The organism is Rhodoferax sp. P1_F3, assembly GCF_056405715.1.
In genome coordinates this window covers 1-9,324 of the sequence record NZ_JBFUBO010000024.1, presented here as the reverse complement: position 1 = coordinate 9,324, position 9,324 = coordinate 1, and the positions used below count along the sequence as shown (strand labels likewise).

Below are 9,324 nucleotides of genomic sequence, written 5' to 3'. Positions count from 1 at the left end.
GCTCTACGCAGATCCGGGTGCACCAGCACCTGGACATGGGCCAGGGAGAGATTAACTGGGATGTGTTCTTCGGCACGCTGGCTGACGTGAAGTTTGATGGCGTGCTCTCTTCTTGCGTCTTTGCCTGGGAAGAGCGGGCCGAAGACTCCAGCCGCTTTATGCGCGCAGAGATGCAGCGATTGATTGACAAATACCCCCGCGGCTAAGCGCACACCCACGAGAGAATTTATGAGCATCCACATCATGAGCGCCCCCTGCTGCTGGGGCGTAGACGACGTCAAGAACCCGCACTTGCCCCATTGGACGAGTGTGCTGCGCGAAGCCAGTGAAGCCGGCTACCAAGGTCTGGAACTGGGCCCTTATGGCTATATGCCGTTGGACATTGGCACTGTGTCCGCCGAGCTGGACAAAAACTGCCTGCGTATCGTGGCCGGCACCATCTTCGACAACCTAGTAGGGGCCGAGAACGGTGCCAACCTGATCCGGCAGACCCATGAAATCTGCGCGCTGATCCGCCAGCTCCCCAAGTTGCCCACGGAGCCCGGCCAACGCTTTGCTGCGCCCTATCTGGTAGTGATGGACTGGGGCCACGACGAACGCGACTATGCGGCCGGCCACAGTAACCGTGCGCCACGCCTTGCACCCGAACAGTGGCGCACCATGGTCAACCACATCCGCGCGGTTGCAGAGTTGTCGTGGAAGGAATACGGCATACGTACTGTCATCCACCCCCACGCGGGTGGCTATATCGAATTCGCCGACGAGATCGACCAAATCATGGCCGATATTCCGCACGAAGTCGCAGGCCTGTGCCTAGACACCGGCCACAGCTACTACGCCGGCATGGAGCCCACCACTTGGCTGCGCAAGTACGCGCACCGCATCGACTACGTGCACTTCAAGGACATCGACCAGCGCGTATTCGACACCGTGCTGGCCAAACGCATCCGCTTCTTTGAGGCCTGCGGCGAAGGCGTGATGTGTCCGATTGGAAAAGGCGTGCTGGACTACGACGCCATCCGCCAAACATTGCTGGACATCCAGTACCACGGCTACATCACCGTGGAACAAGAGCGAGATCCGCGCAACAAGGGCTCCGTCATGGACGACGTCAAAGCCAGCCGTGACTTCCTCAAAAGCGTCGGATTCAACTAACCCCATTTGCAGGTAAATACCAATGATCAACGGAGAAAACCTCGTTCCCGCCACCATCCCCTGGGCCATGGTGGGCGGCGGTCGCCAGAGCCAGATCGGCTACATCCACCGCTCGGCAGCGCTGCGCGATGGTGTGTTCAAGCTGGTGGCAGGTGCTTTTGACATCGATGCCCAGCGGGGCCAAGATTTCGGTACCGCCATCGGTGTTGGCGCAGAGCGCTGCTATGCGGATTACAAGACGATGTTCGCGGCCGAAGCACAGCGCCCCGATGGCATCCGTGCCGTGTCCGTCGCCACCCCCAACGGCACGCACTTCGCCATCAGCAAGGCCGCACTCGAAGCCGGACTGCACGTAGTCTGCGAGAAACCGCTGTGCTTCACCACGGCCGAGGCCAAAGAACTGCGTGCGCTTGCGGCAGCGAAAAACAAAATTGTGGGCGTGACTTACGGCTACGCAGGCCACCAGATGATCGAACAGGCGCGCGAGATGATTGCCGCCGGTGAGCTGGGTGACATCCGCATCGTGCAAATGCAATTTGCACATGGCTTTCATAACGAGGCTGTCGAAGCCGCCAACCCCGCTACCCAATGGCGGGTGGACCCCAAAATGGCCGGCCCCAGCTATGTGTTGGGCGACATCGGCACGCACCCGCTGTACCTGAGCGAGGTCATGCTGCCAGCGCTCAAAATCCGACGCCTGATGTGCTCACGCCAGAGCTTTGTGAAGAGCCGCGCACCGCTGGAGGACAACGCTTTCACCATTATGGAATACGACACCGGCGCCGTGGGCTACGTATGGTCTTGCGCAGTCAATGCCGGCTCCATGCACGGCCAAAAAATCCGCGTGATCGGCAGCAAGGCCAGCATCGAGTGGTGGGACGAGCGCCCCAACCAGATGACGTTTGAAGTGCAAGGCCAGCCGCTGCAAGTGCTGGAGCGCGGCATGGGCTACCTGCACCCTGCAGCACTCGCAGACGATCGCATCGGCGGTGGCCACCCCGAGGGCCTGTTTGAAGCGTGGTCTAACCTCTATGTGCGCTACGCCCAAGCGATGGTCGCTAGCGACCGGGATGATGCGGCGGCACTGGCCGCCATCCACTACCCCGGTATCGAAGCCGGTATCGAGGGCGTGCGCTGGGTGGAGAACTGCGTCCGGTCTGCAGACGCAGGTGCCACCTGGGTGGACTACACATGATCAGACGTTTTCGGAGGTGTACAGCTCAAAAGGCAGTACAAAGGGTTGGCCGAAGGCCACAGACTGACCCGGTCCCAGAGCACGCAGCAGCACCGACACGGCCGTGTCGGCAACCGGACCGATGGGGGTCTGGATCACAAGGTCAATGACGTTGTCAATCAGCGCTAGCCGGTGTTCGGGTGTGAGGCCGTGGGCCACTACAACAATGCCACGGCCCGCCCCCTCCTCTCGCAGTGCCCGCACGATGCCACGCATGGCGCCGCCTCCGGTGTCGTACAGGCCCACCAGCTGCGTGTGGCGCGCCAGCAGACCCAAGGTAGCTTCATAGCCGATCTGCTCATCCTCCAGGTTCACCTGAGCATCCAGCACACGCAACGCCGGGGCCTGCTCCCGCAGTGCAGCCCGGAAGGCCATCTCGCTGGTTTCTTGCCCAAGGTAGCGGTGGCTGCCAATAAACACCGCTACCTCGCCCTCCCTGCGCGCCAGGCGGCGCACTGCCCAGGCGGCCATGCGCCCGCGCTGCCGGTCGTCGATGCTGACGCAACCCAGGCGCAACGGTGAACTTAAGTCGCTGAGCAGCGCCAGGCAGGGATGGCCTTCTTCGTGCAGCTGTGCCACCGCATCGTTGACATGCGGATGGTCCAGCGCAACCACGCCCAGCGCATCGCAGCGTCGCCCCAAATCCAGCAGCTTCTCACCAATGATGCCCGGCTCTAGGTCGTCCACAAACTCGATCACCGCCGTGCCACGCCCGTCAGTCTGACGTGCCACGGCGTCGCGCAAAGCCTGCGCAAATGCTTGGTAGAAGGGCGCAGATCGCTTTTGCAGACAAAACCCCAAGCGCCGCCTGTCCCCACGCGCGGGCAAGCGTTGACGCATCACATGCACTGCGTGGTAGCCCAGTCGGTCTGCGGCCTCAATCACGCGCAAAGCCGTGCCCTCGCGCACCGGCAACCGGCTGTTCAGCACGCGGTCCACGGTCGCAGTGCTCACGCCCGCCTCTTCCGCAATGGCTTGGATAGTGACTTTGGGTTTCATACGTATTTCTGCCAGTAATGCAAGTTTCTATAACTTCATTTTGCTAGTTTTTGATGTAATTTGATGTTGTTATGTTGGAAATATTTTTCAAATCATAGACATTAGTAGAAACCAATAAGGAGACAGCTTTTCATGACCACCACAAGGCCCGGCACCGTAGCTGCGACACCCATCCGATCCGCCGATGACTACCGCCTGATAGGCGGTGCCAGCGAACGCGCCGAGGCGGCCGGCCTGGTCAATGCCCAGTGGTACCAGTGCTCGGTGCCACGCGCAGAGCTCAAGGCACTGATGAAGCGCGACGACACTCACGCCCTGCGCGACACCGCGCTCTGGTACGGCCTGATTCTGGGCAGCGGCACACTGTTCGTACACGGCTGGGTGGCCAGTTGGAGCGGTTGGACACTCGCGCTCGCCTACCTGTTCTACACCACGCTTTACAGCAGCCCGGCTGACAGCCGCTGGCATGAATGCAGCCACGGCACGGCCTTCAAGACGCGCTGGATGAACGATGCGCTCTACCAACTGGCTTCCTTCCAGCTCACGCGCCGGCCAACGCGCTGGCGGTGGAGCCACGCGCGCCATCACACCGACACCCTGGTAACCGGCCGCGACCCGGAATTTAACGTCACGCTGCCGCCCGACATCCCGACGCTGCTGCTGAATGTCTTTGCCATCAAGAATGTGCCGCACGAGCTGTGGACCACGCTGCGCCACGCCGTCGGCCACCTCAGCGCGGAAGAGAAGACCTACATTCCCGAGATGGCGTGGCCGTCGGCGGTGCGCACCTCACGGGCCTGGGTGCTAGCCCACGCGCTGATCGTGGGTGTAGCCATAACTACGCAAAGCTGGCTGCCATTGCTGCTGCTGGGCCCCCTGCCCAGCATGGCCGGTGCGTGGCTGATGCACGCCCTGGGCCTGACGCAGCATGCCGGCCTGCCCGAGAACGTGCTGGACCACCGACTCAACAGCCGCACCATCCTCATGGGACCCTTGCTGCGCTTCCTCTACTGGAACATGAACTACCACGTGGAGCACCACATGTTCCCGCTGGTGCCCTACCACGCGTTGCCGAAACTGCATGCGCTGATGAAGCACGACTGCCCTCCACCCTACACCAGCACGCCGGAGGCGCTGGCTGAAATCTTGCCCGCCATCTGGCGGCAGCGCCACGACACCGAGTTCTTCATCGCACGTCCATTGCCGGACCCACAACAACTTTTACGGAGATAAACCGATGACCCATTGGACCAATGTCTGCGCGTTTGACGCGATAGACGACGAGGACGTATTGCGCTTTGACCACGCAGGAAAAACCTATGCGGTGTACCGTGTCAAAGACCTGGTCTACGCCACCGACGGCCTGTGCACCCATGAGAAGATCCACCTGGCCGATGGCCTAGTGATGGACCACGTGATCGAATGCCCCAAACACAACGGTCGCTTCGACATCCGCAGCGGCCGGGCACTGGGCGCACCAGTGTGCGTGAACCTGCGCACCTGGCCTGCCCGCGTGCACGAAGGCCAGGTGCAGATCCAGGCAGAAGGAAGCTGAACCCATGCACACATCCTTATCCGCGGGCATGGTCATCATCGGTGCTGGCCACTGTGGCGGCCGCGCGGCCCAGGCGCTGCGCGAAGCAGGCTGGGCAGGACCCATTCACCTGGTGGGTATGGAGCGCCACGCACCTTACGAGCGCCCGCCGCTTTCCAAAGAACTGCTGACCGGTGAGAAGACCGCAGAGTCCTGCCAGCTACGCAGCATGCAAACCATCATCAATGACGGAATACGTCTGCACACACAGCGCGTGTCCTCCATCGACACCGCCGCCCACCACATCACGCTCGCCAACGGCCAGGTGCTGCCTTACTACCGCCTGTTGCTGGCAACCGGAGGCAGCGCACGCTGCCTGGACATTCCCGGTGCGGACCTGCCCGAAGTGTTGACACTGCGCACCGTAGACGACGCACTGTTGCTCGCGCAGCGTCTAGGCGCAGGCAGACACTTACTGGTCATTGGAGGCGGTTTCATCGGGTTGGAAGTGGCAGCCTCCGCACGGTGCATCGGCATGACGGTGACGCTAGTCGAAGGTGCACCGCGCCTGCTCGGCCGCGCCGTGCCTGCCGATGTGGCAGCCTCCGTGCTGGCCTTGCACCAAGCTCGGGAGGTGGACGTGCGGCTGGGCGTGCTGCCTACGGCCATCGCGCCGCACCCGCCTGGCGGCGTGCGGGTGCGTCTGAGCGACGGCCAGCACATTGATGTCGACACCGTTTTGGTCGGCATCGGCATGAAACCGACCACCGATCTGGCACGGGCTTCAGGTCTGGCGGTGGCACAAGGCATCTTGGTCGATGCGAACTTGCGCACCAGCGCACCTGATGTTTTCGCAGCTGGCGACGTGGCTGAGTTTCCAGGCCCATTCTCAGGCCTGCCGATGCGGCAAGAGACCTGGTTCAACGCCGAGACACAAGCGCGCGTGGCCGCGCACAACATGCTTGGCGGCCAAGAGTTGGCCCACCAGCCACCCTGGTTCTGGAGTGACCAATACAACCACCAACTGCAGGTGTGCGGCGAACCCGCGCTAGGCACACAAATGGTGGTGCGCGAGCTCGGCGAAGGCGACCACATCACCTTCCACCTGAACGCGCAAGACCGCGTGGTTGGCATGAGCGCCTGGGGTCTGACGCCACGTTGCCTGAAGGAGTTCAAGCTGGCACGCCTGCTGGTGGAGAGACACGTCAGCGCCAAACCGGAGGAATTGCGCGACCCGGCCGTGAAACTCAAAACCTTGACATCCGTTACGGCAATAGCGGCATGACAGCATCTAACGCACTGCCCATTGGCATCAACCTCGACGGCGTACTAGTGCACGACGGCCTACCCACGCCCGACACCCCCACGCGCCTGCGCTGGGCGCGCGAGGCCGGTGTGTTTGACTACATCGAGAAAAACATCGACCCTCGCGAGGACTTTGCGCCCTACCGCGACTGGACAGCAGAGTACGGCATACCCATTGGCGTGTTTGGCGGCATCTTCTGTGCCGGCCGCGACGAGGCGCTGATGCACTGGGGCCTGCGCACCGGCGGCGAGCTGGGTGCACGGCTTTTCAATATGCAGCTGTTCGCGCGCCACACCGACGGCCACACACTCAGCGACCGCGAGGTAGCTGACTGGTTTCTGGATGCGATGGAGCACGGCACCGCCGCGGGCTGCTTGCCGACGATGGAAGTGCACGTGGACATGTGGAACGAGCGCTTCCGTCGTGTGGAGGCGGTAGGCGAGCTGCTGGCGCGCGCGAATGTACCCCTGCGCCTGACACTGGACCACTCCCACCTGGTTTTCAAAATTGATACCCTGGAGGAGGTCGCGGCCAGCGGCCTACAGGACGCCACCGATGGCGGACGGGCACTGCTAGCCCCATGCCAGGCAAGCACGCTCTACCGCCAGTGGCTGGCACGCGGCTGGGTGGTGCATGCGCACACACGCAGCGTGGCGCCCGGCATACCAGGAAACGCCGCCATGCAACGCAGCGACGGCCGGCCGGGCCGCGCGATCCAATACCCTTTCATCGAACCTGCACCAGGAACCTTTCACCGCGATTGGGACGCGCAGGCACTCACCACCTGGAAGACGGCGGTGGTGGAGCTACTGGACTGGATGAAGACCCATCCAGCCCACGCGCCCCAGCAAATCAGCTGCGAGTTCATTCCCTTTCCAGACTACGGCGGCGGCGGGCGCTACGACATCTGGCAAAACAACATTGCCTGCGCGCGCTGGCTGCAGGAGGAATGGCAGCGCCGTTGATTGCACGAAGTAACTCACCGTTTTTTTGCAAAGAAAAACGGCCAGCTAACGCTGGCCATTTCTATCGGGCGTCGGAGAAACTCAAGCAGCAACCTGCTCGCGAATCCAGTCAATGCTGTCCGCCAATGCTGACTGCGGATCAGCCAGCTCTTGCACTTCTGTTGCGAAGGGCTCAAAACTGAACGGGCCCGTGTAACCCGCAGCTTGCAGCGCACGGATCTGGGATACGTTGCCCAGGCGGTCACGCTTGTCAACCAGCACACGGTGGGCGTCGAGCATCTTGTCCACGGATACGTCCGCATCCGCAACGCCGGAAATGTGCACTAAACCGGTCCATTCAGGAAAGAACTCGGTCTCGCTGGCCAGATGGTGATGGAAGGTGTCGTGCACCAGCTTGAACAAGCCTTCGCCACCCGCTGCCTTGATAGCGGCAATCGCATCGGCCTTGCGGCGCAGGGAGGACACAGGGAAGCCCAGCGGCTCCACCAGTCCGGTAATGCCGCGCGATTCAAGAATGGGCTTGATGGCTTTGAGGGCCGTCACCACATCCGCCTGTGACACCGGGGTGCCGTCGTTGAGCGGACACATGACCAAGGCCTTGGCGCCAGACGCCACTGCATAGTCCGCCAATTTTTCAGTCTGAGCGCGGCGCTCGTCGTTCCACACGTTGAAGGGGTACAACGCGTTGATGGACAACAGGTTCACGCCCGCGGCTTCTGCCGCTGCTTTCACGTCAGCAGGCGCCAGGGTGCCCACCACGTTGGGCATGTCGTTACGGATTTCCACATCGGTCACGCCAAGGGCGCGGGCCATGGCGAAAAACTCGGCGGGCGATTGGCGGGGGGCCAGGATATGGCTCAAGGAAAAACGCATGATGGGTTCTCTCAAAATGGGAAATCAGTTGTAAAGCGAAGGACGGGCGGGCAGCTCAATCGCCACGGCCTGGCCGTTGCTCTCTTGCGCCTGCACACAGGCGTCGGACGTGACTGCGGCGGCGTAACCGTCCCAGGCACTCGGGCCAGTGGCACCACCTTGGGAGGCCGAGCCGATAAAGTCTTTCAATTCCACGTCGTAGCTGGCCACGAAGCGGTCTTTCCAGTCGGTCAGGATGGTGCTTTGGCGCTTGGCACCCAGGCGCATGTCGATGGCCATCGGTTCGGGCAAGCGGGCCGTTCCGTCTTCACCCACCACCTCGCACTGGATGTCATAACCGTAAGCGCAGTTGACGAAAATTTCGACGTCAATCAGCACGCCCTTCTTGGTTTCCAACACCACGACCTGCGGGTCGCGCAGCTTGGTATGGCTGCGTGCGGCGTTGCGGGGGTAAAGCACACGGGCCGAAACGTAGTCGTCGTCGAGCAGCCAGCGGAACACGTCGATCTCGTGAATCATGGTGTCGTGAATGGCCATGGGTGTGACGTAGGCCTCAGGCACCGACGGGTTGCGGTGGGCGGCGTGCACCAAGATAGGTGCACCGGTGTGCTGCTCAACAGCGGCCTTAAGCGCCACATAACCAGCGTCGTAGCGGCGCATAAAGCCCACCTGAACCAGGCGCTTGCCGAACTTCACTTCGGCATCGACGATGCGGCGGGCACCCTCTGCGGTTGTGGCCAGGGGCTTTTCGCAGAACACAGGCTTGCCAGCGGCAATGGCCGCTAGCACATAGGGCTCGTGGGTAGCACCCCACGAAGTCACCAGCACCGCCTGCACTTCGGGTGCAGCAATCAGGGCTTCGCCCGTGTCGTAAATGCGGGCATTGGGCGCGAAGTCTTTGCGCACACCTTCGGCGTTGGCCGCGTTCACGTCAGACAGCGCCACCACCTGCGCGCCGGCAAGCACTTGCTGGATGCGACGTGTATGGTCGCGGCCGATCATGCCGGTGCCAATGACACCAATTTTCAAAGTCATGAAATATCTCCGGAGGGTTACTGGTTGGAAAACTTGTCGATGTATCGCTGCATCTCATTGCGCATGAAGCGAGAGGAGTCTTCGGCCCGCTCTTCCCAGGCAAAGACGCAAGAAGAGAGCACGCCATCAAACTTCACGTCAGCCAGCGTGCCGAAGAACACATCCCAGTTAATCTCTCCCTGGCCCATGTCCAGGTGCTGGTGCACCCGGATCTGCGTAGAGC

At 61.9% G+C, this 9,324-nt stretch carries 11 protein-coding genes; 7 read left to right on the top strand and 4 right to left on the bottom strand.

Going from position 1 to position 9,324, the window contains the following annotated elements; translation table 11 throughout:
- From AC1DZ5_RS21290 to AC1DZ5_RS21280, 3 genes are all read left to right on the top strand, one after another.
- Window positions 1-206 (top strand): TIM barrel protein (locus tag AC1DZ5_RS21290; RefSeq protein ID WP_477892784.1); only part of this gene is annotated, 206 nt, incomplete at its 5' end.
- 22 nt (window positions 207-228) lie between these two features.
- Window positions 229-1,155, top strand: coding sequence for a TIM barrel protein (locus AC1DZ5_RS21285; RefSeq protein WP_477892782.1), 927 nt, complete (start codon window positions 229-231; stop codon window positions 1,153-1,155).
- 22 nt (window positions 1,156-1,177) lie between these two features.
- Window positions 1,178-2,350 carry a Gfo/Idh/MocA family protein gene (locus tag AC1DZ5_RS21280; RefSeq protein ID WP_477892780.1) on the top strand — a complete coding sequence of 391 codons (1,173 nt, stop codon included), beginning with the start codon at window positions 1,178-1,180 and terminating at the stop codon, window positions 2,348-2,350.
- Here the strand turns inward: AC1DZ5_RS21280 and AC1DZ5_RS21275 are convergent, their stop codons facing one another.
- Window positions 2,351-3,388 carry a LacI family DNA-binding transcriptional regulator gene (locus AC1DZ5_RS21275; protein WP_477892778.1) on the bottom strand — a complete coding sequence of 346 codons (1,038 nt, stop codon included), beginning with the start codon at window positions 3,386-3,388 and terminating at the stop codon, window positions 2,351-2,353. It lies immediately after the preceding gene.
- A 132-nt stretch (window positions 3,389-3,520) separates the two neighbouring features.
- On the opposite strand from AC1DZ5_RS21275, the gene AC1DZ5_RS21270 reads away from it, so the two are divergent.
- Genes AC1DZ5_RS21270 through AC1DZ5_RS21255 form a run of 4 tightly spaced genes read left to right on the top strand, consistent with a single transcriptional unit; the run spans window position 3,521 to window position 7,193 of the window.
- Complete coding sequence (locus tag AC1DZ5_RS21270) at window positions 3,521-4,621, top strand: fatty acid desaturase (protein WP_477892776.1); 1,101 nt, start codon at window positions 3,521-3,523, stop codon at window positions 4,619-4,621.
- A gap of 4 nt (window positions 4,622-4,625) precedes the next feature.
- Window positions 4,626-4,943 (top strand): MocE family 2Fe-2S type ferredoxin, encoded by a 318-nt coding sequence (locus AC1DZ5_RS21265; protein WP_477892774.1) that lies wholly within the window; start codon window positions 4,626-4,628, stop codon window positions 4,941-4,943.
- 4 nt (window positions 4,944-4,947) lie between these two features.
- Window positions 4,948-6,207, top strand: coding sequence for an NAD(P)/FAD-dependent oxidoreductase (locus AC1DZ5_RS21260; RefSeq protein WP_477892772.1), 1,260 nt, complete (start codon window positions 4,948-4,950; stop codon window positions 6,205-6,207).
- Window positions 6,204-7,193, top strand: a complete 990-nt coding sequence (locus tag AC1DZ5_RS21255) for a xylose isomerase (protein WP_477892770.1) — start codon at window positions 6,204-6,206, stop codon at window positions 7,191-7,193. The genes AC1DZ5_RS21260 and AC1DZ5_RS21255 overlap by 4 nt, the downstream gene beginning before the upstream one ends.
- Window positions 7,194-7,274: 81 nt before the next feature.
- Here the strand turns inward: AC1DZ5_RS21255 and AC1DZ5_RS21250 are convergent, their stop codons facing one another.
- The 3 genes from AC1DZ5_RS21250 to AC1DZ5_RS21240 all read right to left on the bottom strand — a co-directional run.
- Window positions 7,275-8,066 (bottom strand): TIM barrel protein, encoded by a 792-nt coding sequence (locus tag AC1DZ5_RS21250; protein ID WP_477892769.1) that lies wholly within the window; start codon window positions 8,064-8,066, stop codon window positions 7,275-7,277.
- A gap of 24 nt (window positions 8,067-8,090) precedes the next feature.
- Window positions 8,091-9,101 carry a Gfo/Idh/MocA family protein gene (locus AC1DZ5_RS21245; protein ID WP_477892767.1) on the bottom strand — a complete coding sequence of 337 codons (1,011 nt, stop codon included), beginning with the start codon at window positions 9,099-9,101 and terminating at the stop codon, window positions 8,091-8,093.
- 17 nt (window positions 9,102-9,118) lie between these two features.
- The coding region (locus tag AC1DZ5_RS21240) for a TIM barrel protein (protein ID WP_477892765.1) at window positions 9,119-9,324 on the bottom strand (206 nt) is incomplete at its 5' end.